The sequence below is a fragment of the Pseudomonas sp. PLMAX genome (assembly GCF_046042685.1).
GTDB classification, from domain to species: Bacteria; Pseudomonadota; Gammaproteobacteria; order Pseudomonadales; family Pseudomonadaceae; genus Aquipseudomonas; species Aquipseudomonas putida_AE.
Genome location: NZ_CP064950.1, coordinates 18,595 through 42,035, shown reverse-complemented (window position 1 = coordinate 42,035; position 23,441 = coordinate 18,595). Strand labels below are relative to the sequence as shown.

30 protein-coding genes are annotated in these 23,441 nt (G+C 55.4%); 18 read left to right on the top strand and 12 right to left on the bottom strand.

The features are described from left to right. Positions 1-64: 64 nt before the first annotated feature. From DKB71_RS32595 to DKB71_RS32555, 9 genes are all read left to right on the top strand, one after another. The gene (locus tag DKB71_RS32595; protein ID WP_408601856.1) at positions 65-535 is read left to right on the top strand and encodes a flagellar basal body-associated FliL family protein; all 471 of its coding nucleotides are present in this window, start codon (positions 65-67) and stop codon (positions 533-535) included. Between the two features lie 5 nt (positions 536-540). After that, positions 541-1,539 carry a flagellar motor switch protein FliM gene (fliM, locus tag DKB71_RS32590; protein ID WP_408601855.1) on the top strand — a complete coding sequence of 333 codons (999 nt, stop codon included), beginning with the start codon at positions 541-543 and terminating at the stop codon, positions 1,537-1,539. Continuing rightward, the gene (gene fliN / locus DKB71_RS32585; protein ID WP_408601854.1) at positions 1,536-1,955 is read left to right on the top strand and encodes a flagellar motor switch protein FliN; all 420 of its coding nucleotides are present in this window, start codon (positions 1,536-1,538) and stop codon (positions 1,953-1,955) included. The genes fliM and fliN overlap by 4 nt, the downstream gene beginning before the upstream one ends. Continuing rightward, a complete protein-coding gene (gene fliO / locus DKB71_RS32580) occupies positions 1,952-2,362 on the top strand; it encodes a flagellar biosynthetic protein FliO (protein WP_408601853.1) in 411 nt (136 codons plus the stop codon). The genes fliN and fliO overlap by 4 nt, the downstream gene beginning before the upstream one ends. Further along, positions 2,359-3,132 (top strand): flagellar type III secretion system pore protein FliP, encoded by a 774-nt coding sequence (fliP, locus tag DKB71_RS32575; RefSeq protein WP_408601852.1) that lies wholly within the window; start codon positions 2,359-2,361, stop codon positions 3,130-3,132. The genes fliO and fliP overlap by 4 nt, the downstream gene beginning before the upstream one ends. Positions 3,133-3,141: 9 nt before the next feature. Continuing rightward, positions 3,142-3,411 carry a flagellar biosynthesis protein FliQ gene (fliQ, locus tag DKB71_RS32570; protein WP_408601851.1) on the top strand — a complete coding sequence of 90 codons (270 nt, stop codon included), beginning with the start codon at positions 3,142-3,144 and terminating at the stop codon, positions 3,409-3,411. 2 nt (positions 3,412-3,413) lie between these two features. Continuing rightward, positions 3,414-4,202, top strand: coding sequence for a flagellar biosynthetic protein FliR (gene fliR, locus DKB71_RS32565; protein ID WP_408601850.1), 789 nt, complete (start codon positions 3,414-3,416; stop codon positions 4,200-4,202). A 33-nt stretch (positions 4,203-4,235) separates the two neighbouring features. Beyond that, positions 4,236-4,613, top strand: a complete 378-nt coding sequence (locus DKB71_RS32560) for a hypothetical protein (RefSeq protein WP_408601849.1) — start codon at positions 4,236-4,238, stop codon at positions 4,611-4,613. Positions 4,614-4,764: 151 nt separating this feature from the next. Then, complete coding sequence (locus tag DKB71_RS32555) at positions 4,765-5,586, top strand: hypothetical protein (RefSeq protein ID WP_408601848.1); 822 nt, start codon at positions 4,765-4,767, stop codon at positions 5,584-5,586. Between the two features lie 116 nt (positions 5,587-5,702). Here DKB71_RS32555 and flgL read toward each other — a convergent pair whose 3' ends face one another. The 12 genes from flgL to flgB all read right to left on the bottom strand — a co-directional run bounded on the left by flgL (position 5,703) and on the right by flgB (position 16,826). Further along, a complete protein-coding gene (gene flgL, locus DKB71_RS32550; RefSeq protein WP_408601847.1) occupies positions 5,703-6,896 on the bottom strand; it encodes a flagellar hook-associated protein FlgL in 1,194 nt (397 codons plus the stop codon). A gap of 17 nt (positions 6,897-6,913) precedes the next feature. Then, entirely contained in the window at positions 6,914-8,530 is a 1,617-nt protein-coding gene (gene flgK, locus DKB71_RS32545; RefSeq protein WP_408601846.1) for a flagellar hook-associated protein FlgK, read from the bottom strand. Between the two features lie 467 nt (positions 8,531-8,997). Continuing rightward, complete coding sequence (locus DKB71_RS32540) at positions 8,998-9,330, bottom strand: hypothetical protein (RefSeq protein ID WP_408601845.1); 333 nt, start codon at positions 9,328-9,330, stop codon at positions 8,998-9,000. Between the two features lie 226 nt (positions 9,331-9,556). Next, the gene (gene flgJ / locus DKB71_RS32535; protein ID WP_408601844.1) at positions 9,557-10,588 is read right to left on the bottom strand and encodes a flagellar assembly peptidoglycan hydrolase FlgJ; all 1,032 of its coding nucleotides are present in this window, start codon (positions 10,586-10,588) and stop codon (positions 9,557-9,559) included. Then, positions 10,588-11,649 (bottom strand): flagellar basal body P-ring protein FlgI, encoded by a 1,062-nt coding sequence (locus DKB71_RS32530; protein WP_408602316.1) that lies wholly within the window; start codon positions 11,647-11,649, stop codon positions 10,588-10,590. The genes flgJ and DKB71_RS32530 overlap by 1 nt, the downstream gene beginning before the upstream one ends. An 89-nt stretch (positions 11,650-11,738) precedes the next feature. Then, the gene (locus DKB71_RS32525) at positions 11,739-12,377 is read right to left on the bottom strand and encodes a flagellar basal body L-ring protein FlgH (protein WP_408601843.1); all 639 of its coding nucleotides are present in this window, start codon (positions 12,375-12,377) and stop codon (positions 11,739-11,741) included. Positions 12,378-12,434: 57 nt separating this feature from the next. Further along, positions 12,435-13,217 carry a flagellar basal-body rod protein FlgG gene (flgG, locus tag DKB71_RS32520; protein WP_408601842.1) on the bottom strand — a complete coding sequence of 261 codons (783 nt, stop codon included), beginning with the start codon at positions 13,215-13,217 and terminating at the stop codon, positions 12,435-12,437. A 116-nt stretch (positions 13,218-13,333) separates the two neighbouring features. Further along, a complete protein-coding gene (locus DKB71_RS32515; RefSeq protein WP_408601841.1) occupies positions 13,334-14,086 on the bottom strand; it encodes a flagellar basal body rod protein FlgF in 753 nt (250 codons plus the stop codon). A gap of 15 nt (positions 14,087-14,101) precedes the next feature. After that, a complete protein-coding gene (gene flgE, locus DKB71_RS32510; RefSeq protein WP_408601840.1) occupies positions 14,102-15,253 on the bottom strand; it encodes a flagellar hook protein FlgE in 1,152 nt (383 codons plus the stop codon). Positions 15,254-15,311: 58 nt separating this feature from the next. Next, entirely contained in the window at positions 15,312-15,992 is a 681-nt protein-coding gene (gene flgD / locus DKB71_RS32505) for a flagellar hook assembly protein FlgD (RefSeq protein ID WP_408601839.1), read from the bottom strand. Between the two features lie 5 nt (positions 15,993-15,997). Beyond that, positions 15,998-16,402 carry a flagellar basal body rod protein FlgC gene (flgC, locus tag DKB71_RS32500; RefSeq protein WP_408601838.1) on the bottom strand — a complete coding sequence of 135 codons (405 nt, stop codon included), beginning with the start codon at positions 16,400-16,402 and terminating at the stop codon, positions 15,998-16,000. A 10-nt stretch (positions 16,403-16,412) separates the two neighbouring features. Next, positions 16,413-16,826: a flagellar basal body rod protein FlgB gene (flgB, locus tag DKB71_RS32495; protein WP_408601837.1), complete on the bottom strand. Its 414-nt coding sequence runs from the start codon at positions 16,824-16,826 to the stop codon at positions 16,413-16,415. 216 nt (positions 16,827-17,042) lie between these two features. Between flgB and flgA the strand changes: the two genes are divergently transcribed. From flgA to DKB71_RS32450, 9 genes are all read left to right on the top strand, one after another. Further along, the gene (flgA, locus tag DKB71_RS32490; RefSeq protein WP_408601836.1) at positions 17,043-17,714 is read left to right on the top strand and encodes a flagellar basal body P-ring formation chaperone FlgA; all 672 of its coding nucleotides are present in this window, start codon (positions 17,043-17,045) and stop codon (positions 17,712-17,714) included. Between the two features lie 100 nt (positions 17,715-17,814). Continuing rightward, a complete protein-coding gene (flgM, locus tag DKB71_RS32485; RefSeq protein ID WP_408601835.1) occupies positions 17,815-18,072 on the top strand; it encodes a flagellar biosynthesis anti-sigma factor FlgM in 258 nt (85 codons plus the stop codon). Positions 18,073-18,102: 30 nt separating this feature from the next. Continuing rightward, a complete protein-coding gene (locus tag DKB71_RS32480; RefSeq protein WP_408601834.1) occupies positions 18,103-18,555 on the top strand; it encodes a flagella synthesis protein FlgN in 453 nt (150 codons plus the stop codon). A 32-nt stretch (positions 18,556-18,587) separates the two neighbouring features. Then, complete coding sequence (locus DKB71_RS32475; protein WP_408601833.1) at positions 18,588-19,223, top strand: hypothetical protein; 636 nt, start codon at positions 18,588-18,590, stop codon at positions 19,221-19,223. Next, positions 19,216-19,542, top strand: a complete 327-nt coding sequence (gene trxA, locus DKB71_RS32470) for a thioredoxin (protein WP_408601832.1) — start codon at positions 19,216-19,218, stop codon at positions 19,540-19,542. The genes DKB71_RS32475 and trxA overlap by 8 nt, the downstream gene beginning before the upstream one ends. A gap of 117 nt (positions 19,543-19,659) precedes the next feature. Further along, entirely contained in the window at positions 19,660-19,938 is a 279-nt protein-coding gene (locus tag DKB71_RS32465; protein ID WP_408601831.1) for a hypothetical protein, read from the top strand. A 124-nt stretch (positions 19,939-20,062) separates the two neighbouring features. Further along, positions 20,063-20,458 (top strand): hypothetical protein, encoded by a 396-nt coding sequence (locus DKB71_RS32460; protein WP_408601830.1) that lies wholly within the window; start codon positions 20,063-20,065, stop codon positions 20,456-20,458. A 106-nt stretch (positions 20,459-20,564) separates the two neighbouring features. Beyond that, complete coding sequence (locus tag DKB71_RS32455) at positions 20,565-21,740, top strand: hypothetical protein (RefSeq protein ID WP_408601829.1); 1,176 nt, start codon at positions 20,565-20,567, stop codon at positions 21,738-21,740. Between the two features lie 127 nt (positions 21,741-21,867). After that, positions 21,868-23,436: a PAS domain-containing methyl-accepting chemotaxis protein gene (locus DKB71_RS32450; protein WP_408601828.1), complete on the top strand. Its 1,569-nt coding sequence runs from the start codon at positions 21,868-21,870 to the stop codon at positions 23,434-23,436. Positions 23,437-23,441 lie beyond the last annotated feature (5 nt).

The window sequence follows — 23,441 nt, the reverse complement described above, 5'->3', positions numbered from 1 at the left end:
GCCTTGATGTGGCCGTTTGGATCTCTCCAGGTGGCCGCATTCTTAATTTCAGGTGTCATGCTCCATGAGTACGAACGAGTCGAAGCAAAAAACCCAGTGGCTCCCGATGATCCTCGTCGCAGCAATCTGCTCGGGTGCCAGCGTTGGCGGGTTTTACCTGTTGAGCAAAAAGGACGACGCTGCCAGCAAGGCGAAAGTCGAGGAAGTGGTTGTTGCCCCGAAGCCCATCTTCGTCAAAGTCGCTCCATTCACCGTCAACTTGAACAGCGAGCGTAGCTCTCGCCTGCTCTACACCGGCATTTCGCTGCGTGTGGGTGACAAGGAGACCGCTGACTTCATCAACGAATACATGCCTCAGCTGCGCAGTAAGCTGCTGGTCATGATCGCCGATCTGAAAGTCGAAGATCTCGCGACCCCGGAAGGCAAGAACGCGCTGAAAGCCAATATATTGGCATTGTTTGATCAGCCTTTCGCGACTCCACAACCGAAACTCAAGGTTGATGAAGTCCTGTTCAACGAATTCATTGTCCAGTAAGCCCAATGCCAAACTCTGACCGGTCACCTCAAGACTCATCGCTGCTGCCAGCAAACTCAGTGATCAAGCCTTACAACCCGGCCACGCAACATCGGGTTGTGAGCGAGAACCTGCCAGCGCTGGATATGATCAACGAGCGTTTCGCTCGTTACTTCCGCATGGATCTCTTTAGCCTTCTTCGCCGTGGTGCCGACGTTACGGTTTCGGCCCTCCGTTATCAAAGCACCATCGAGCTTGAGGCTGATCTCACGGATCGCATGAGCCTGAACATGGTTTCCATGAAGCCGCTGAGGGGCAATGCGCTCATCTCGTTCGACTCCGAAACCGTGTTCATGGTCGTTGATCACCTGTTCGGCGGTGACGGCAAGAAGCCTAGGGATGCTTCGCAGCGCGAGTTCTCGCCAGTTGAGTCCAGGATCATCAGGCGAATGCTGAATCTCGCTATGAGCGCATACCAGCGTGCCTGGCACTCGATTCTTGAAGTCGAGGTTGACTTCGTTCGTACAGAAACACAGGTCAAGTTCACGAACATCACGACCTCCTCGAACGATATGGTGATCAACACCTCATTCAACCTCGATGTTGGGACATTCTCGGGTATTTTCAGCATCGTCCTCCCCTACCCGATGCTTGAACCCGTCAAAACTCAGCTGAGCAATATGTTTCATGAGCAAACGCCCCACGAGCAAGAGCTTTGGGATCACCGTTTGTCCAATGAACTCAAGGGCTCCGAGATTGAACTGGTTACTGATTTTGTCTATATTGACACCACTATTGGCCAGCTGATGGCTCTCAACGTTGGTGATATATTGCCAATCGAGAAGCCGGACATCGTAACCAGCCGTGTTCAAGGTGTTCCCGTGATGAAAAGTGAATACGGAAACCTGCCTGACAACACCACTGGTCTCGTGGTCAAAGAGCTCATCAACCACAGATTGCTCCACACCAAACCAGATTCCAGGTTTGTTAAAGGCATAGCCCAAGAGATCAAGGAACAAGTATGACCGACATCAACCAAACCTCTGGTGAACAAGCCGAGGTAGACCCTTGGGCAGAAGCCATGAACGAGCAGGCTGCAGCGACCCAGTCTGATGCTGCAAAACCGGCAGATCCTGTCTTCAAAGCCTTGGAGGATACCGGTGGCAACAAGGCTCTCGCTCGTACGCTAGACATGATCAAGGACATTCCTGTGACCATGTCGCCGATCCTGGGCAAAAAGAAAATGACGATCAAGGAACTGCTGGAACTCTCTCCAGGCTCCGTTGTTCAGCTCGACGCCATGGCCGGTTCTCCGTTGGTCATCATGATCAACAACTACGAGATCGCCAAGGGCGAGGTTGTCGTCGTGAACGAGCATTACGGCATCCGTATCACTGAGATCCTGACGCCGTCCGAGCGTATGCAGAACCTCATCAAATGATGCCGGTGACTGACATTCACCCGATCAGTCAGTCCACTATCCAGGCGCCGCAAGCGCCTGGTGTTGGTTCCGGCGCAGGCATGGATGGCCTTGGGCAGTTAACCCTGTCCATGGTGGTGGTCGTAGGGCTTATTTTCGCGTGTTTCTGGGTCATCAAACGCCTAAACAACGGTACTGGCCTTGCCAAGAAGCACATGAAAGTCGTCAGTAGCTCAATGGTTGGAGCCAAAGAGCGGGTCGTCATTGTCGAAGTGAAAGATACCTGGCTGGTGCTGGGCGTCGGCAATGGCACCGTAAACAAATTGCATCAATTGCCAAAACCTGAAGATGAGCTACCTGAAACCACTAATCACGCGGCCACATTTGGGGCCAAGCTTTCTGAACTGATATCGAAGAATCGCAAATGAAAAAGCTCAGCATTGCCGCTGCCGGAAAGGCTCTGTTCCTTCCGGCATTTTTAATGGGCGCAGGGCTCCTGTTTGCCCCTGAGGTGCTCGCAGACGGTTTACCGGCCCTGACTACCAAGACATTGGCCAACGGCACCCAGCAGTGGTCTCTGAGCCTCCAGACGATGATGCTGCTGACGTCCATGACGTTCCTGCCGGCTATGTTGCTCATGATGACTGGCTTTACCCGGATCATCATCGTGCTTAGCCTGCTGCGCACCGCCATGGGTACTCAGTCCGTGCCGCCGAACCAGGTGCTGCTGGGCCTGTCGCTGTTCCTGACGTTTTTCGTGATGTCGCCTGTGCTCGACAAGGTGCATGAGACCGCATGGGTGCCCTTCTCCCAGGACAAGATCAACATGGAGCAATTCATCGAGACAGGCAGCAAGCCGTTCCGTGAGTTCATGTTGGCGCAAACCCGCGAAACAGACATCGCTCGTTTGGCTGAGATCGCTAAAATCGAGAACCTTGAAAGCCCTGAAGACACGCCGATGCGCGTGCTGCTGCCGGCGTTCGTACTGAGCGAGATCAAAACTGCTTTTCAAATCGGCTTTACGATCTTCATCCCGTTCCTGATCATCGACCTGGTCGTGGCCAGCGTCTTGATGGCCCTCGGTATGATGATGGTGCCGCCTGCAACCATCTCTCTGCCGTTCAAGCTGATGCTGTTCATCCTCGCGGATGGGTGGAACCTGCTGATCGGCTCACTCGCTAACAGCTTCTACATGTAGGGCCAGGCAATGACTCCAGAATCAGTGATGAACCTCGCGTACCAAGGCATGCGTATCACGGTCACCATGGCCGGCCCTATCCTTATCACAGTGCTTGTTGTCGGCCTGATCGTGAGCCTGTTCCAGGCCGCGACCCAGATCAACGAAATGACCCTTTCGTTCATCCCCAAGGTCGTCGCCTGTCTGGTGGTGCTTATCGTCGGTGGCCCCCTGATGATCAGCTTTTGGGTCGAATTTACGCGCAATCTGCTGATCAACATCCCCACAATGATAGGCTAGACGTGTTCGATTTCACCTCCGTCCAGATGCAAGCATGGATGGCCAGTTTTATCTGGCCATTTTTTCGCATCACTGCGTTCCTGGTTGCGGCTCCGTTGATGGGACATGCTGCCATTCCGGTTAAGGTCAAACTCGGCCTCGGTGTGGCTCTAACGATCTTCATCGCGCCCCTGCTGCCGCCACTGCCTCAAGTGCCGGTGTTTTCTATGGCTGGCCTGGGTCTGCTTGTTGAGCAGCTGCTGATCGGTATTGCCATTGGTTTCTGCATGCGGATGGTTTTCAGCGTGGTGCAAGCGGCCGGCGAGTACATCGGCATGCAGATGGGTCTGGGTTTCGCAACCAGTTACTCGGCTGACATCGGTACCAACAGCGTGATCATCTCGAAGTTTCTCTACCAGATCACCTTGCTGATGTTCCTGGCCTTCAGCGGCCACCTGGTGGTGCTGGAGATCGTGCTCAATACCTTCACTTCCCTACCCATCGGTGGCGTCGAGATTCAGCCAAGCGTATGGAAACTGATTGCCCTGTATGCGGGCACCATCTTCTCGTCCGGGCTGCTGCTCTCCCTACCCCTGTTGGGCGCCCTACTCATGATGAACTTGGCCATGGGCATCCTGAACCGATCAGCACCGCAGCTGACCGTGTTCTCGATTGGCTTTCCGCTGACCCTGACGGTGGGGCTCATTCTCATGATGGTGATGATGACCAGCTTTGCGCCGTTCCTGGAGCGCTTGTTCTCCGGAGGGTTCCAGTTCATTCAAACGCTCATTGCCGCTATGGCAGAAAAATAAGCTTTTACCCATTCATAAAGAAGGAACATTCGCTTGAGAATCCAAGTTCGTGGCAAAAGAATCGTTTGTATTGACCGCCGTTACTCGATCAATCTGCAGCACGCCGTCGAGAAAACCGTCGCGAGTTTCAGCAAATTCGAGACGACGATCCCTGATCGCGTTAAGAACCTGCTGACCCCGCTCGAGTACGCTGACCTGATTATCTTCATGGGCAATCGCAGGGTCGAACTGCACCAAGCCATGCTGCAAGATACGGCCAGATCCATCGCCGACCAACTGAAAGTCGCCAAACAAGCTATCGAAAGCGGAATCGTGATTTCTGCGGATCAGGCCTCAGGTATGTACGCTGGCCTCGATGCATTGGCGGCGACTCTAAGTGCCGCAGGATTTCAAAGACCAGCCAGCCTCTGAGATCTCTGGAGCGACAACTGGATGCCACAAAAACGCGCCTCGGCGCGTTTTCTGATTTTTGGTACCTGCTGTCCCCATCCTGTATCGCAGAAGACGCTTGAGCCTGACACTTTTCAACCCATATACTGGTTAAAATGATTAGGAGCAGAACATGAGCACCACCACGCCTAGCGCATCCCCAGCCGACCCTACCTACGTTACCGATATTTACAGGGAGTCCGTGCTGCAAAACGCCGTTAAACCTGGTGAAGAGGTGTTCGGTTTCTTCAAGAGAGTGCCGCACGCCGAGCAAGATCCAATCTCAATCCCTCTCGTCGAAACTCAAAGGTACGAGGGCAAAGGCGAGGATATGCGACTTATCCGGTCGAACCACTTTGAAGGCTCGGTTACTCCGAAGCTGATCGAGGATTTAACCACCCTCGCAAATCGCCAGGGAATGACTCTGCTGGGTACGATACGCACCATCCTTAAATCGGAAACGGCGTTTGAAAACATCTCCAAAAAAGAATTCAGCCAGGCTATGGTCAAGGCGATTCAACAACCAATTTGTGCTGGGTATTACGCCTTTAATGCTATGGGCAGAAAATTTGGTGATATGGCCAGAGACCACAGCATCCCTAAAGACGATGACTTCCATCGTATGGGTGGGCGTATGTCGGAAATTATGGTCATGGCCCCACGTTCCGGATTCCTGCTCTCGGGTGAAGAGTTCCGTACTGGAGCATTCGCAGCCAACCCCTTCACCGTGGAAGAAATCAAGGCCGTCCCTTTTCTGATGGGCGTCGTCGATGATCTGTATGCTACCGCTGGCCTGGACTACAGCGCCCACGTCAAATCCGTTGCTACCAAACTCGCTTCTGCAGGCCTCAAGACTGAAGCTAATTTGATGTACGACGTCGACGTTCAAAGGCACATGAAGGCAGACATCAAGCCTGCTCGTCGAGTGCATGACAGCGACGGCCCAAGCCTCTGATAGATTGGCCCAGGTAGATAAAAGACGCGCATTGCGCGTCTTTTTTTGCCCTCAAAATCCAAGTTCAAGAACAACAAAAAACGCGCCGGGGCGCGTTTTCTGCATTCAGATACCCATTACTTCAGGTAGTTGAACAGCGACATCGACTGCACGTCCACGAACGCTTTCTGGGCGGCTTGCAGGCCAACCTGGCGCAGGCTGTACTCAGACAGCGCAGCATTGTAGTCCAGGTCGATCAGCTGCGAGATGCTGGCCGTGTAGTTCAGCGCACGGTTGTCACCTACAGCATCGATCACATCCAGCTCGTTGAGCCTGGTGCCCACGGAGGCACGCACGGTCAGGACGTTGTCCAGGTTGTTGGTCAGCTCGTTGGCTACAGAGTTCATGACGTTGGCCAAAGCTGCCTGCTGAGCCGGAGTATCGGTCGGCGTCTTCAGGATGCTGATGGCGTCCTGGAGGCTCTGGAACATGTCTTTCGAGCCACCCGCGTTCACGGTGACGACATCACCCGCTTCAGGTTGGCCAGTAAGGGTCATGCTCAAGCCGTTGGCGGTGATCTTGTCACCTTCAACGTAGTCCACCGGGGTTCCGCCGTTGATGCTGTACTGCTTGACGCCGGCGTTATCGGAGAACTCAACGGTGAAAGGCTGGCGGTAGTTGGCATCCGAGGTGTCCGAGATTACCGGAGTCGAGATCCTCAGGGTGCCGGTGTTCGTCTCCCCTGCCCTGGCAACCATGGAGGCCGTGCCGGTAACGCTCATGAAGATCGAAGCACCGGTATCAGAGCTCGGCATCAGCCTGGCGCTATCGACCTGCTGTTTAATGACACCGTCATCGCCGACGTAGGAAACATTGCCCGAGGCATCTTTCACGAATGGAGGCGACGAGGTCTTGTAGCCACCGAACAGGTACTGGCCGTTGCCGTCTGCCGCGTTAGCCTGACCGATCAGGGTATCGAGCACACCCTGCAAGTCGGTTGCGATAGAGGCCCTGTCGGCGTCTGTGAGCGTGCCGGTGGATGCCTGGATCAACTTGGTCTTAGCGCTGATCAACGCGTCACTGACGCTGTTCAGGACGCTCTCTTCCTGGCTCAGGCTGTTACGCACAGCAATGCGCGAGGTTTTCATCTGCTCGTTCACTGCCGAGGACTGACCCAGCGCCAGCGCCTTGGCGGCAGCAAGGGGATCATCGGAAGGGTTGTTGACCTTCTTGCCGCTCGACAACTGATTGCCGACGTTCAGGAAGGCAGACTGCTGACGATTCATCGCGCTGGTGCTTTGATCGTACATCGTGTTCGTTGCGATACGCATGGTTGCGCCTCCCTAAATTAGCTTCTCAGACCCAGGATGGTATCCATGACCGAGGAAGCGGTATCCACGATCCTGGCACTGGCTTGGTAGTACTGTTGGAAACGCAGAAGGTTTGTGGCCTCCTCGTCCAGGTTCACACCCGATTCCGACTGTTGAACGGCCAGAAGCTGTTCGGACAGGGTCTGCTGGGTGGTCTGGTTAACCTTGATGATGTTGGTTTTGTTACCAACTTCGTTGACCAGCGAGGCGTAAGCCTGGTTAGCCGTGCTGCCACCCTTGATGATCGCGGTGGACTGCAGCTTGTACATGGCCAGGGCGTTACGGTTGTCGCCCGCGCCAGAGCCGGATGCATCGCCGGCAGCGATGTTCACTGGATCGGTGATCAGCGAGTCGAAATCACGGGCCGCGTTGCTTACCGGCTTGACCAGGAACTTGTCACCATCTGCTGGCGTGCCGTTCATGGTGAGGGTCATACCACCGAAGGACAGGGTTGGGCTGCCTACAGGGAAGGTACCGACGTTCTCGCCAGTCTGCTTGTTCGTTACGGTGTAGCCCGTCGCCGACGAGTAAGCGATGTCGTAGTCGTTGATGCCGACTTCCGTACCATCGGTAAAGGTACCGGTCAGGTAAGAGGTGCTGGTGTTCTTGGCGTTGCTGTAGCTCTGTGGATCACCCACTGAGAACATTGGCGTGCCAGGGTTGCCATTGAGGTCTACACCGGCTTCGTGCTGCTTGTTGATCGCCATTCCCATGCCAACGGCCAGTTGGCCCAGGCGGTTCTGCGCCGAATCCAGGGTTTCACTGCGGAATTGCAGGATGCCGCCCAGCTCGCCGGATTTGATGGTGCTCTCTTTGACATGAATCAGGTTGCCGCCGCCATCACGGTATCCGACTGTGGTGCGGGTCGGGTCTTCGTTCGACTGAACGGCTTCCAGCTTGTTGGAGTCAAAACCGGACACCAGCGACAGGCCGTTACTGAACGAGACGTTGTAGGTACCGGAGTCTTGCACGGTCACTTTAACGTCGACACGCTGGCTGAGTTCCGATACCAGCAGGTCGCGCTGATCGAGCATCGCGTTCGGCGCTTCACCGGTCTTGGCCTTGGCCAGTGAGATCTCGCGGTTCAGGTCAGCGATCTGCTTGGAGATGTTGTTGATCTGGGTGACTTGGTTTTTAACTTCACCATTCACGCCGTCCTGCATGTCGGACAGGTAGTTGTCCATCGAACGGAACTGAGCGGACAGGTTCTGTGCAGAACCGATCACGCCTTGGCGAGTAGCAGGATCTGCCGGCGCCGAGCCCAGGGTCTGCAAGGCTGCAAAGTAGCCCTGAATCTGGACGGCCAGGCTGGATTCGCTGTCGGCCAGCAGGGAGTCGATCTGGGAAATCTGGTTGTGGTAGGCCACCAGACCGGAGTTCGCGCTGTTGGCGCTGTTGAACTGCTGGGTCACGTACTTGTTGTACTGACGCTCGATGTTGCCCACCTGAACGCCGTTACCGTAGGCCGCTTGATCGAGGCTGATTACCTGACGGTTGTAACCTGCGGTCTTGACGTTGGTGATGTTGTTACTGGTGACTGCCAGAGCAATCGACCCAGCATTCAGGCCGCTAAGGGCTGTGGAATACAGGCTCATCAAGAATGATCTCGTAAGTTGATAAATGCCTATCGGCTCACTTTCCCAAATCCTTGAGTCCAACCGCTAAATAATAGCGATGAATTGTCAGGAATTTGAGGGTTTAGGGATTTAGAGGCAACCAGCTACGAAGGGCTCCTTCGAGTCTCGCCGGCGCCACCATTGCCACCAGCTGGGCGTGACCCACCCTTCTTTCGTCGCCTCGTTTAAACACTCAGCAGATGCTGCTTCTGCCGTCCTGGCAAACACCGTGATAAAACGACGCTTCGACCATGGTCGAGCAGTGACCGTGATGGTTGCACTGTATGCCTCTTTCATCGGCTGCAAGGTCATCAGCTAATTCCTCGTGCTAACGGTTGATGAGTCGATTGCCGGTTCAGACTCACGGCTGAGCAGCACGCAATTTATTACGATCTGGAGCACGACAAGGCTAATCAGCCAGATCATCAAGACTTTTCTGTCGCTCATCACAGTAAGGCCCGGCACTGTCTGGCAACGACAAACACCTGCTGGTCTGTCTTTGCGCTTACGCTGAGGAACAGTTTTCCGTCATCTTTCCAAAATTTCGGGCAAACCAGTGGCTTTGCAGCTTCAAGCCGCTGATCCAACGATGACCTCTCTTCGTTTGCGATGCAGCCTTCTGGACTCATGTCTGTGATTTCGGCCCCCTGCTCTACCCATGTACAGGTTCTTACCAGGGAATCGGCGGCGGCCTGACCCGAGATGCCCATAATGATCAGCAGCGGCCCAACTACCAGCCTCGTCAGTTTCAGTGCTTCTCGTGCGGTACTGATTTTCACTTGGTGACCTCCAAATGGATAAAAGCCCGCATTAGCGGGCTGTTGCTGAATCAGGCTTTCGGATCATGGAGTCAGGATCAGAGCGATGATGATCATCAGAACAACGCCAGCCACGGGGAGAAGGATCAAATCAAGGTGAGGATTCCTATCAGATGCCTTAAGAGCAAACGCAAGACTCAAAAACGTTCGAAAGTTTTTCATGCCGCCCCCCCAAAGATTGATCAGATCACCAGATATTTGAGCCAAATGGAGCTTCGTCAACCTTCGCCACATTGGACTTAACGGTCAGTTGCCCGATATTCCCCATCACTGCGATCAGCTTGCTCGCATACTCAGGGTCAGTAGCGTAGCCAGCACGTTGAATGGCGACTGCAGCAGCCTCACCACTGTGGGCATTCACGACGCCCTGGTAGCGAGGGTTTTTGCTCAGCAGCCTGGCGTAGTCAGAGAAAGCTTCCTCGTCGCTGGCATAGACCCTGAATCGCTCAACCCGCTTCTCTGCTTGGCCATCGACAAACTCGGTGGTCATCACGTCAGTAGTTGGGCCTTTCCAGTAGTCGCCGGCCTTGATACCGAAGATGTTGTGGCTGTCGGCGCCGGAACGCGTTTGAATGCGCTCTTTGCCCCAGCCAGTTTCGAGTGCTGCCTGGGCCAGGATCAGCGATGGATGCACGCCGCTCTCGGCACCAGCCATCACCGCTGGGCGCTCCATTCGATTGAGGAACGCCGTGACGTGCGGCGCCCTCTCCATACTGGCGTATCGGCTCTCAAAAGGATTCCTTGGCTGACCCGACTGCTCGGAGGCCCCGGTAACCCGCTGACCGGCCCTATCGCCAACGTCAGGCACGTTAACGTTCAACAGCCGCTGGGTATTGAGTCCACCCAGTAGCTGGCGAGGAGCAGCCTTCGGAATGCCTGCTACCAGGTTCTCCTGAAGCTCACGCGGGTCAGTAGGAATCATCCCCTTAGCCCGCATATCGCGCTGGATCTGATCCGACAGGCCCATGCCACGGCTGGCCATCTTCTGCGCCAACTGGGCATCGAGCATTTCGGTGTACATCTCAGTCGCAGAGCTGTCGAGCATCCCGGACTTGTCGACCGTCGCACGCATGGTCTTGAGCATTTGCGTCAGGAAGTAGGCCTCGAACTGCTTCGAAGCCTCCTTTAGACCTTTGCTTGGATCCTGGCCTGCAGCATTTTTCAGCTGCTGAAGGCCATTCATGTCGTAGGCAAAGCCGCTATCCATATTGACCGACATCAGATGATCTCGATCTCAGCGCGAAGCGAGCCAGAAGCCTTGAGAGCCTCCAGGATCGACATCAGATCCGCAGGTGAAGCACCCAACGCGTTCAACGCTTTGACGACATCAGCGAGGTCGGCAGCGCTTTCCACGGTTCTCAAACCACCGCCCTGCTGTTCAAGCGAGATCTTGCTCTTGTTCGCAGTAGCAGTCTGGCCACCCGAGAAGGCGCCTGGTTGGCTTACCAATGGATCGGTGTCGATGGTAATCGCCAGGTTGCCCTGTGCTACGGCAGCCGGGTACAGCTTCACCCCTTCGTTCAACACGACAGCGCCGGTACGGGAGTTGATGACCACTTTCGGCAACGGTTTGCTTGGCGTCACATTGATGTTGTTGATCCGGGCCATGAAATTCACCCGAGCGTTGGGCGATGCAGGGCCATCCAGCGAGATCATGCCGGCATCTTGAGCCGAGGCAACGGTGCGACCGAACTCAGAGTTGATTGCAAAAACAACTTTCTGAGCGGTGTTGAAGTCCGGCTCGTTCAAATACAGATCAAGCTTGCCCTGCTGGTCACCCAGTTCAAGCGGGATATCACGCTCAACAATCGCGCCACGGGCAATACGTCCGCCCGCCTGCTGGTTGATCGTCACACTGCTTCCATTGGCACCGGCGCCAGCGCCACCCGTCATCAGGTTACCTTGGGCCATCGCATAGATCTGGCCATCGGCGCCTTTGAGTGGCGTCATCAAGAGCGTACCGCCCCGCAGACTCTTGGCGTTACCGACCGAAGACACCACCACGTCAAGGTACTGACCTGGGCGGCTGAATGCCGGCATCTTCGAGGTGATCATCACCGCCGCAACGTTACGAAGCTGCATATTCGTACCCGGAGGCACGGTGATACCCAGCGACGAGAGCATGTTGCTCAGGCTTTGCCCGGTAAACGGGGTCTGGGTGGTCTGGTCACCGGTGCTATCCAAGCCGACGACCAGGCCGTAGCCAACCAGCACGTTGTCTCGCACCCCGGCAAAGGACGCTACTTCTTTCAGTTGTTCAGCTTGAGCCAGGCCCGGCATGAACAAAGAAGAGAGTCCAATCGCCTGGGCAACGAGCAGACTCTTCAGGGGAAACGTGCTTTTAGGCTTCATGTGTCAATTTATCCACTTTAAAACGGCCAGAGGTTAATCAGGATACGTTGACCCCAACCCATCGACTGCGCTTCGTTAATGTATCCGTCACCCACGTATTCAATACGCGCCTCGGCCACCTGGGTCGAAGGGACTGTGTTTTGAGCCGTAATAGTACGTGGATTCACGTATCCGGAGAACCGGATATATTCCTTACCCTGGTTGATACCGATCTGTTTCTCGCCACGCACCTTGAGGTTGCCGTTGGCCATGACGTCCATCACGGTTACGGTGATGGTGCCGGTGAACGAGTTACGGGCGTTCGAGCCGCCGCCACCGTTAAAGTCGCTGCCGTTTTCGACATCCAGGCCGAGCTCACCCAGCTTCTTGATGTCGGTTGGCACCAGACCAGGTGTGAACTTGACCGCCCCCTTCCGTGTGGCATTAGAGGCAGAGGATTTGCTGGCGCTGACCTGCTCATCCAGGACGATGGTCAGGGTGTCGCCCATGTTACGCGGGCGCCGATCTTCAAACAGAGGCTGATAGAGCGAGTTCTTCTGAAAGATCGACCCATTCGCCAAAGGCGCCTGACGTTGCGGCATCTCTGTCACAGGCGCTTTTTCGACGATAGATTGCTGCGGCACCAAAGCACACCCGCCCGTGAGGGCGAGCAGCATTGCGGATACCACTGCGCGTGAACGTTTAGCATAAAATGTCACGTCAGCACTCCGGTGTTAGAGCTGTGCAATACGGGCGAGCATCTCGTCAGACGCCTTCACGACCTTGCTGTTCATTTCGTAGGCACGTTGGGTTTGGATCATACCCACCATTTCCTGCACGACGTTTACGTTCGACGTTTCAACGTAGCCCTGGTACAGGCTGCCGGCGCCGTTCTGGCCGGGCTGGTTTTCGTTGGCGGTACCGGAAGCATCAGTTTCCAGGTACAGGTTTTCGCCGATGCTCTGCAAGCCAGCCGGGTTAACGAAGGTAGCGACCTGCAGCTGACCAACCTGAGTCGATGCTGAGTTGCCTGGGGTGGTTACCGAGACGATACCGTCTTTGGAAACGCTGATGCTCAGGGCATTTTCAGGAATGGTGATCGACGGCTGGATCAGGTAACCGTTTGAGGTGACCATCTGGCCGTTGGCGTCTTTCTGGAAGCTACCATCACGGGTGTAGGCGTTATCGCCGTTCGGCATCTGCACTTGGAAGAAGCCGTTACCGTTGATCGCGAGATCCGTGGAGTTCTCGGTAGCCTGCAGGTTACCTTGGGTGTGCAGACGCTCAGTGGCCACCGGGCGAACACCGGTACCAACTTGCATACCGGAAGGCAGGCTGGTGTCAGCCGAGCTTACAGCGCCTGGCTGGCGCAGGTTTTGGTACATCAGGTCTTCGAAGTTCGCTCGCGAGCCCTTGAAGCCGTTGGTGCCCAAGTTGGCCAGGTTGTTGGAGATCACGTCCATCTGCGTTTGTTGAGCTGTCATGCCCGTTGCAGCGGTAGAAAGCGAAGGAAGCATTGTTCTTTACCCGTAAATTTAAATGGCCGGCCACGATGACCGGCACAATCAGATCAATTGAGCTCATTGAGCTCATTCCAGCTCAATCCAGCTCAATCCAGCTCATTCACCTCGACTTAACGCATCGACAGCAGGCCGTTGGCCGCTTTCTCGTTCTCGTCCGCCGAGGTGATTACCTTCATTTGCATCTCGTAACGGCGCTGGTTGCCGATCATCGCTACCATTGCTTCGGTCGGGTTTACGTTACTCCCCTCCAAAGCGCCGGAAATGACGCGAGCACCTTCGTCTGCTTGCAGAGGCTGCACGTTGCCGTTCGCATCCGGCTGAGGGCGGAACAAGCCGTCCGCACCCCGCACCAGTTGGCCGGGAGTAGCCGTTACCAGCTTGAGCTGGGCCACTTCGGCAATCGACTCAGGCTTTTGGCCGGCTTCGATCACGCTCACGGCACCGTTGCCGCCGACGCTTACTTGGCTATCCAGCGGCAACATGATGGGGCCGGTGTCACCGACCACAGCACGACCGTTGATGTTGAGCATCCCGTTGCGGTCGACTTGAACGTCACCACGGCGCGTATACGCCTCAGAGCCATCTTCCGTCTGGACAGCGATCCACGCATCGCCTTTGAAGGCAAAGTCCAATGCGCGGTTGGTCGTCTGGACGGGGCCCATGGTGAAATCAGAACCCATCGTGCTCGCCAAAGGCAGGGCACGGGTATGGATCCCGTCCCCTTCCACCGTTACGGATTGCATCGCCGACAGTTGGGCGCGGAAGCCAGAGGTGCTGACGTTTGCCAGGTTGTTACTGACAACTGCCTGCTGATCAAAACTTTGCTTCGCGCCGTTCATGGCGGTGTAGATAACGCGATCCATATTCAGTGAGCCCTATTAGCGAAGGTTAACGGCTTGCTGCAGAACTTCGTCCTGCGTTTTCACCGTCTGGGCGTTAGCCTGGTACGAGCGCTGAGCCACGATGAGCTTTACCAGCTCCTGGGTCATGTCCACGTTGGACGCTTCCAGCACACCGCTTTCCAGACCGCCCAGGCGACCTACGCCCGGCGTACCTGTGGTTGCTTGACCGGATGCAGCAGTGGCGCCCCAGACGTTGTTGCCCAGCGGCTTCAGACCTTCTGGGTTGCGGAAGTTGGCAAACTCAACTTTGCCCAGGGTTACCTTCTGCTCGTTGGAGTAGTTACCGACCACCGAACCGTCTTTCTCGAAGGTGATGCCGATCATCTGGCCGTTGGTGTAGCCGTCCTGCACCAGGGAGTTCTGGTAGTTGTCGCTACCGAACTGGGTCGAACCCTTGAAGTCCATGGAGAAGTTGATGTTGTTGGCGCCGTTGGTCATCGGGAACGCAAAGCTGGTCGCTGCGTACGCCGGATCCAGGCTGCCGTTGCTGGTGAAGTTCAGGTTTTGCGCCGGGCTGGTGGAGGCAACGCCGTCCATGCTCGAGTTCACGACCCAGGTGTTCGCCGCCGTTTTGGTGTAGTACATCGTCACGGTGTGCTGGTTACCCAGGGAGTCGTAGACGTTGGCGGTGTTCGCGTAGTTGTAGCTGTCCGGATCCGTCATGCTGAACGGAGCGGTGATGATGTCCGAACGCGAGTCCACGTTGATGGTCGATTCAACCTTGGTGGTGGCATTGGACAGCATGCCGGCATCAGGAATCTTGATGACGCCGTTGGCGCCCATCAGCTGCGCACCCTGGGCGTTCACCAGATAGCCTTCAGGTGTCATGGTGACCTGGCCGTTACGCGAGTACACGGTCTGGCCGTTCTGACTGAACTGGAAGAAGCCATCCCCCGAGATCGCAAGGTCGAGGTTTCGCCCCGTCGATTCCAGGTTACCGTTGTTGAAGTTTTGCATCACGCCGGACACCGAAGTACCCAGGCCGAACTTGGAGTTGGCGTAAACGTCAGCGAATTGCGCGTTGGACGACTTGAAGCCGGTGGTCGCGGAGTTGGCGATGTTGTTACCGATCACGTCCAGGTTCTTGCTGGAAGCATTCAGACCGGAAAGCGCTTGAGAAAAACCCATGGTGTAACCCTCGAAATATAAGCGGGTGTCACTACGCACCCGCCAAAAGAAAAATCGATTACCAGTACTTGCGAACGTCGCCTACGGTGACTCGGCCCAAAGTGCCGCCGAGATCGAGCAATGCCCCACCGTCTGCGGTTTTGACGACGCCATTCACAACGGCGTAGGTCAGTGGATTGACCTCTTGTGGAACCCCACCAGAAGTAGCCACGATTTTGACCTGGTAAGCGCCTGGAGGGGCTACAGAGCCATCCTCCATCTTGCCGTCCCAGGTGAAATCCTGCATGCCGGCGTCCATGGAGCCCAACTCGAAAGTTCTCGCCTCAACGCCACCGGCGTTCACGATGGTCACAGTCACCGAGTCGGCATCCTTCGGCAGCTCGACACCGAATGGAGTGGTAACCCCCTCCTCACCAACCAGGACTCGGTCACCCGGCACAAGTACACCCTTGCCAATCAGGGCCGTAGCCTGGAGCTGCTGGCCGGTGTTGATCTGATCGGTGATCGCGGTCATGGTTTTGTTGAGCTTTTCGACGCCTTCAACCATGTTGATCTGCGCCAGCTGAGAGGTCATTTCCGCGTTATCCATTGGATTAAGCGGATCCTGGTTCTTGAGCTGGGTGATAAGCATGGTCATGAAGTTGCTCTGCAAGTCCGCAGAACCACTCTGACCCGTCTGGGCCTTCGGGGTTTGGGTCTGGTTGACCCCACCCAAAACGCTAGTGTCAATTGTTGCCATTGGGATCAGGACTCGGCGAGGGAGAGGGTTTTCATCATCATGTCTTTGCTGGTGTTCATGACTTCCACGTTCGCCTGGTAAGAGCGCGAAGCGGAGATCATGTTGACCATTTCATGAACTGGGTCGACGTTAGGCATGGTGACGTAACCACGCTCATCAGCCAGTGGATCGCCTGGGCGGTATTCCATTTTCATGGGCGCCGTATCGTCGACAATGCCGGTAACCCGGACACCACCAATACCCTGCCCCCGGTTCTCGGTTTCGAACATCACCTGCTTAGCGCGATAGGCTTCACCGGGCGCCGTGCCGACGCTGTCAGCGTTGGCCATGTTGCTGGCTGCGACGTTCATGCGCTTGGATTGCGCACTCAAGGCTGAGCCTGAGATATCAAAAATGCTGAACATTGACATGTTTTGGTGCTTACTCCGGCTGCATCGCTGCTTTCATGCGGCTGATGCTGCTCTTCATCATGGTTAGACTGGCTTGGTACCGCATGCTGTTGTCAGCAAAGTTCGCCCGCTCTCTATCCATATCGACGGTGTTGCCATCCAGGCTGGGCTGATCAGGTACGCGATACTTGAGATCACGCACAGCCGGGCTCGACGAGTGCGCGCTCAGGTGGCGCGAAGACGTCGTGCTCAGTTCCATTCCTCCCCCGCTCGCCCGACCTTTACTGACTGCCGATTTGAGCTCACTGGCGAAGTCAAAGTCTTTGGCTTTGAAGTTGGGGGTGTCGGCGTTTGCGATGTTATTCGCAAGCACCTTCTGCCGTTCAGCCCGCAGGTTTAGCGCCTCGCGGTTGAAGTTCAGCGCGTTATCGAGCTTGTCGACCATCCGCAAAAAATCTCCGGAAATAGGGAATCAGAACGCCGGATAGGGTGCAACAATGTCCATCAATTGTCAAAATAACAGGGCGTTTTGCAGCATTTTCAGGGGTAAAATTTGATGCCTGATATTTTTAGTCAGCCACCCTGTCAATTTACTGTATATAATTGCTGTAGACTGACTTTCCAGAAACACCTGTAATTTCAACCCTCAGAGAGGATCAGGATGAAAATATCCTTAATTCATAAGGGCTTAGTAGCATTTTCCCTTCTTTTTGCCATTACCCCTGCAATATCTGGCCAAATTGAAGATTCAGTGACGCAAGCGGTCAAAGCAGCCCTGCCACAAGGTCAGGAAAGAGCCGATATTCTCGTTGAGGGCACCGATCAGCTTGGCGATTGCCGAAGCCCTGTCGCCTCCCTCCCCTATGCCATTCCGGAACGTGGTGGACGAGTCAGTGTGGCGGTGAGTTGCGCCGGCGAGCCAGTCAAGTACATCCGTGCCCAGGTAAAGCTGACCGTACGCTACGTACAAGTCACTCAGGAGGTTAACCGGGGTGATGTGCTGACTCGCGACATGCTCAGCCTGGCCAGCTCCGACCGGGCGGCGATGCCAAACAATGTGATCACCGACGTAGAGAGCGCCATTGGCCAGGAAGCCACCAGGAGAATCAAACCCGGTGGTTACATCCAGGCCAGCGCCCTTCGTAAAGTGAAGGTGATCGCCCGTAACGCACGGGTCACGGTTATTGCAGCCGGCAAAGGGTTTTCCGTACGTCATGACGGCATTGCGCTGGATGATGGTGGCCTCGGCGCCCAGATCCGCGTGCGGCTGGTCGGTGGGGAGATCATCAAGGGATCTGTAGCCGAGAAAAACGTCGTCAAAATCAGTATTTGAGGCCAACAGCATATTGATGCGAGATAAACGCGCCAAGCAGTCAAGTTTCTGGTTTTTGGTGCCGATAACAATTGAAAGAAGTCATGCTGAGTAACGCAAATTGAAAATCGAACGCTCCCCTGCCTCTGTCGCCCTGGTGGCGGAATCCGGAATCAAAGCCAAAAAGGCTGAAAATGTTGGCCCTGCCGCCGAACCCTCCGTGGTCGCCAAGCTCAAGCATGCTCAGGTCTCGTCGGCTGATGACATCGATATGGCTAAAGTGAACGAAATAAGAGAAGCTATTGCCAATGGCACGCTGTCTTTCGATCCTTCGCGAATCGCTGACGGCCTTCTCAAAAGCATGAGGGAACTGGGCTAAATCAGCCTCAGCCTCATACGGAGTTAGACGATGAGTTTTCCTCAGCACCTCGAGGCCCGTAAAAAGAGCCTCGAAGAGTTTTTGGCTTTGCTTCAAGAAGAGCAGGTGCTCTACAGCACCTCAGAACTCCCTGGCGACGAAATCATTGAATTGACGAAGCGCAAGATGGAGCTGGCCGGCAAGGTCAACACCCTCAACCAGCAGACCAATGAAGGTCTTAGAAAACTGAATTACCCCGAAGGGCGAGAAGGCGCCGAACGCCTGGCCGCTGAGCAGAACTGTTCTGCCTTGTGGGAAGAGATCATTCAGCTGGCACTCAAGGCCAAGCTTCAAAACGAAGTGAATGGCACCTTGATCCAGATGCGTTGGGAGCCGACAAAGCAGATGACGGCCTTTCTGCAGAAAGCCTCCGGCACACCGCTGTATGGGCCGAATGGCAAAGCTCAGCGTAAATCCCTTGGTGGCGTAAACGCCCAGGCCTGATAATTCACAATAAAAATTGAACGAGCAAAACGATGGCCGAGATTACCCAACGAGTCCTTGAGCAGCTTCTTGACTGCACGGAATCAGAAATCCCTCCTGTTCGAGTCATCCACTTGATGGCGTCTGAGATCATGAGAATGCGGGCCTATGGAGATATGATCCCGGCCCCGGATGAGGCTCTTAAGCAAAAGGCTGCCGTATTGCTGAACCACCTCCAGAAGAATGACAACGTCGGCCAGGCTTACAAGCGCGTCGGCGATCTCATCAAGGAGAAGTTCAAAGTCGATAGTCAGCTGACTATTGAAGAGGTGCTGCTGTTCATCGCCGGCGAATCCCCTTCCGAGCAGGATTCCGAGTGGGTCGAGATCTCCACCAGCATGCTGTCCGAGATCGAAGCGATCATCAATGACAGCGTCGGTTTCGGTCGTAGCGGCAGCCCGGTGATCCACAACAACGCCCTCAATGAGCTACGCAAGTTCATTGAAGCCGCGAGCGGCGCCCAAAAAACCCTGGTCAAAAAGAAGTTCGTGAGCGACATGAAAATTGCCGTTGGCGAAATCAACTACGGCCATGCTTTCCCTCAAGAAACCAGGGATAAAATCCTGGTACGGCTGAACGCAATCCTGCCTGATGCCGAAGCAACTCAAGGTGTATCTACTGATGAATGAGCTGATCAAAGCGTCCACCACCGCTGACTTCGAAGCTGACGTACTGAAGTCCGACGTCCCTGTTCTGGTGGACTTCTGGGCTGAATGGTGTGGCCCGTGCAAGATGATCGCCCCAGTGCTCGATGACCTGGCTACCCAACATAAAGGCAAGCTGAAGATCGTCAAAATCAACGTTGACGAGCATGGTGACCTGCCTAAGCAGTACGGCGTACGCGGTATTCCGACGCTGATGCTGTTCAAAGGCGGTCTGGTCGAAGCCACCAAAGTCGGTGCGCTGTCGAAATCCCAGCTGGCCAGCTGGATCGAACCGCTGATCTGACCCAGGTCAGGTTGAAGAAACGCAGACATCGTCTGCGTTTTTTTATGGTCAGGCGCTGGCTTTATGGGTATACTAAAGCTATACCCTTATTCAAGCTGCACAGACAGGAGTCAGACGATGCAATTTCTCGAATATAAGTCCCACCAGTTAGGCAGGTACGCCGAGGATGTTCGCCGTATGCGGGCCATCCTAGTCACCGCAGGCTACATGGCGACTGAAATCGACATCTATTCCCTCTGGGATGATTACAGCCGGAATTGTTTGTGTAGCTGGAAAATGCTTCCAGACGATGATCAGGAGCTACTGACCATCATGCTCTGCGGATTCGGCATTGGCCCGGCACCGGCAAATGATTCTGTACCAAGATTCTGGCCTGATCCGGCTTTCGAAAACTAAGTAAAAGGCGCCTGGTGCGCCTTTTTCCATCTCTGGCGTGCCAGTGGCCTGAAAGATCTCTGATATATTGCCACTACGAAAATCGTCAAGCATTGCTAGACGCCACTGCCATTAGGGGATTGCCATGACGCAAGAGCACCAGGATGTAGAAACGCGCCAGGATGTGAATGTTCGACACGTCAAATCGAGGCCAATCAAGGAGTATCTCTGGGGCGCCGGGCTGATCTTGTTCGTCGGTGCAGGGCTCTGGATCTACGTCGCATACTGCCTCAACGAAATGAATGAAAAGATGAAGCTCGAGGAGCTGAAGAGCCTCTCCCAGGCCCACATGCAGATCTTGGGCAGCTATCACCGCTGCATGGGGCCTCGATCTCCTGGGCACATGGCTTGCCTTGGGTCAGTCGCCAAAGCGGCTGAGCTGTACGGGTACAAGTCTGCAGAGATCAACAGGGTCTTTAACGACGCCGGGCTGCTTGGATCCCCTGATGCCATCAACCAGGACTCACCGGCACACCACTGATATCAGGGTGCCCCGAATGCCTGTCATCCGATGCCTGGCTGGGCCGTTTAGGGCGCATTAAAATATCTGATATATTGCCGAAATCGAAAATCGACAAGGCAATACCATGTCCCTCCTGCTCAATGCCGAGCCAACCAAATCAGCAAACATCAACCACCGGGCCCGCCTCACCCTTGGGTTGCAGGCCTACGTCAATTGGACGAACTGGAAAGGCAATAAGCTTGAGCTTGGAGAGTCGTTGCTTGGCCCAGGCTTCTCAGGCGAAGTGCCCGATCACTTCAAGAGTGATACGGTCGCCATTCTCCCTTATGGTTGGCTACCAGTCGGTTTAGTGGATGCATCGGTTGAAATCCTCGCCGACAAGAACCTGCTGACTCAGATCGCCGAAAAGTATGACGCGGGCGTACCCCGCCCTGATCTGCCGGCCAGCTACCTGGATCTGATCAAGTTCAACGTGAATCCCATCAACACCTCGTTCTTCGCCCTGGAGGACAACAAAGCCTCCCCTGACCGTGCGGCGATGAAGGCCTCAATCCTTCTGCTGATCAAGGCGATCCATCAAACCATGCCAGCGGCAGAAGTGACGCCCAAGGGGCTACAGTCGCTCGATGCCATGCACATGGTCGCCAACCGGCCTGCTGACAGGACAGCCAAGGAAATCCTGTTCCTGACTGACGTGGCGCCGGCGCTGAGTGCAGAGATCAAGCCAGCAGATCGAATGAAACTGACCCAGTTCGTGGTTGAGTGGGCGATGATCCACGGGGTTACCCCACTCTCTCTCATCTTTACCGCCTGCATCAGCCTTATCTGGTCGAGCGATGACTTCAACCCGGCCAGGGCGATCATCAATCCGAAGGTCACCTTCTACGCCGACGATGCAGTGGCTGCGCTTGACCAGCTGCGCATGCTGGAACTGTACATGCTGACCATCGCCGGCCTAGACGGCAACAACATCGCTTTGCTTACAAACAACAGGCCCCTGATCCACTTCTGGCTGGCCCTGGGCGCGAATGGCATCACTCACAATGGCACGTCTCTACGGTTCGAATTGAGATTGCAAACCGCGCTCTTCCAGGAGATGAAGCCCGAGCACTATGCCGACGTCCAGGATCTGTTCAAAGCCGCTTCAGCGCACGAAGATGCCGCCCCCGCCGAGCAGGCAGCGCCAGAAGAAGAGCCGCCTATGACCTTTAAGTTTGACCGCAACATCGACACCCGCCTGGTACAGCGCTCTGCAAAGACCAAGATCATGAATATGCTTAAGCGCATCAAGCCGAAATAGCCCGGTTTTGCTGCCAAAAAGACGCAGACCAGTTCTGCGTCTTTTCGTTTCGGGAAATAACGTTGGCCTTAAAATGGCAATACGCTCACAATTGAGATGGTTTTTATGAAATAGAAGTGAGCAATCCGTGCGTGCACATAGCAATGTGAGCCAGGTCGAGCGAACATTCCCCGCTGACCAACGCCTCATCTCCGCCACCGACACCAAGGGAACGATCACCTACTGCAACGATGAGTTCTGCAGCATCAGCGGCTACAGCCGTGAGGAGCTGCTCAACAGCCCCCACCGCATGGTTCGCCATCCTGACATGCCTGCCGCAGTCTTCGCAGTGATGTGGTCGTACCTTAAAGCCGGCAAAAGCTGGATGGGTGTGGTCAAAAACCGCTGCAAGAACGGCGATTACTATTGGGTAAGCGCCTATGTCACCCCGATTCTCGAAAAAGGCCATCCGGTAGGGTTCGAGTCTGTTCGTGTTAAACCCACTCCGGAACAGATAGCCCGCGCTCAGGCGCTGTATGACCGAATCCGCTTGGGTAAATCACCAGTCGCCCTGCGCCGCCGCATCATGTCGTTCTCCAAGAGGATGATGGTTCCAGTGTTGGCCACCGGCACATCCGTGGCTTTGATCCAATATTCCCCTTCACTCCTGGTGGCCCAGGTTGGCGTGGGTGTAGCGGTGATGGGTGCCGGCCTTTACGCCAGCTTCCGGCTTGAGCAGCTTCTGGGACGTATCAAAGACTGTGCACCTGCTGCCTTCTCTGACCCGACCAGCAGCCTGACCTACAGCGACTCCTACGGCGCAGCCGGCCAACTGGAAATGATCCTGCTCAGCGAAGAGGCTCGGCTACAGACGGCGCTGACACGACTCAACGATCTGGCGATCAAGGTTAGCCAGGCAGCTGAGGAGTCATCCCTGCTCTCCCACGATACCGAGAACAGCCTTCTTGAGCAGCGTGCTGAAACGGACATGACTGCCACCGCCATGACAGAGATGGCTGCATCGATCAACGAAGTGGCCAGGAACGTTCATCAAACCGCTATCGAAGCACAAACCGCCAATGAACTGGCTGGTCAGGGCAGCAAGGTTGTGGTGATCACCCGTGACGCGATTCAGGTCTTGGCTACCACGGTCACCAACATCAGCACCGCCGTCGACGACCTGGCGAAAGAAACGCAGAAGATCATGACCGCCGCCGCGATCATCGAATCCATTGCTGATCAGACCAACCTGCTGGCGCTTAACGCGGCCATCGAAGCAGCCCGTGCCGGTGAGCAAGGTCGAGGGTTTGCGGTCGTGGCAGACGAAGTGCGAGCACTGGCACGCAAAACCAGCGAATCGACCAAGCAGATCAAAGACATCATCGACGTGCTCAAGACCGGCGCCGACAATGCGGTTGGCATCGCGAAAGTCGGGATCGTTGAGGCCGATAACGGTGTTCAGCAGGTACTTGAGGCTGAACAGGCCCTACAAGGCATCCGAGAGTCGGTCGAGCGTATTACCGAGATGAGTCAGCAGATGGCTGCGGCGTCCGATGAGCAGGCTCATGTAGCCGAGGACATCGCCCGGCAGATCAACAACGTCGCCGAGACGGTTGAGAAGTCGGCAACCAACGCCAACACTGCTGCCCAGCGTGGTGGTGAGCTTGAGCGAGCCTCCAAAGGCCTTCGTGAGCTGGTCGAGCGCTTCAACCGCTAGAACAA